The following is a 622-nucleotide window of genomic DNA, read 5'->3' as shown; positions in this document are numbered from 1 at the left end:
CCCCGTAGAAAAGATCAAAGGATCTTCTTGAGATCCTTTTTTTCTGCGCGTAATCTGCTGCTTGCAAACAAAAAAACCACCGCTACCAGCGGTGGTTTGTTTGCCGGATCAAGAGCTACCAACTCTTTTTCCGAAGGTAACTGGCTTCAGCAGAGCGCAGATACCAAATACTGTTCTTCTAGTGTAGCCGTAGTTAGGCCACCACTTCAAGAACTCTGTAGCACCGCCTACATACCTCGCTCTGCTAATCCTGTTACCAGTGGCTGCTGCCAGTGGCGATAAGTCGTGTCTTACCGGGTTGGACTCAAGACGATAGTTACCGGATAAGGCGCAGCGGTCGGGCTGAACGGGGGGTTCGTGCACACAGCCCAGCTTGGAGCGAACGACCTACACCGAACTGAGATACCTACAGCGTGAGCTATGAGAAAGCGCCACGCTTCCCGAAGGGAGAAAGGCGGACAGGTATCCGGTAAGCGGCAGGGTCGGAACAGGAGAGCGCACGAGGGAGCTTCCAGGGGGAAACGCCTGGTATCTTTATAGTCCTGTCGGGTTTCGCCACCTCTGACTTGAGCGTCGATTTTTGTGATGCTCGTCAGGGGGGCGGAGCCTATGGAAAAACGCC

Annotated in this window: 1 protein-coding gene; it reads left to right on the top strand. The window is 53.9% G+C overall.

From position 1 onward, the window contains the following. Positions 1-282 (top strand): hypothetical protein (locus ACEN33_RS12455; protein ID WP_407095213.1); only part of this gene is annotated, 282 nt, incomplete at its 5' end. Between the last annotated feature and the right edge of the window lie 340 nt (positions 283-622).

This window comes from Ruoffia sp. FAM 24228, assembly GCF_045528575.1.
GTDB classification, from domain to species: domain Bacteria; phylum Bacillota; class Bacilli; order Lactobacillales; family Aerococcaceae; genus Ruoffia; species Ruoffia halotolerans.
The sequence above is the reverse complement of the archived record's forward strand: the minus strand, read 5'-3'. Positions and strand labels throughout refer to the sequence as shown.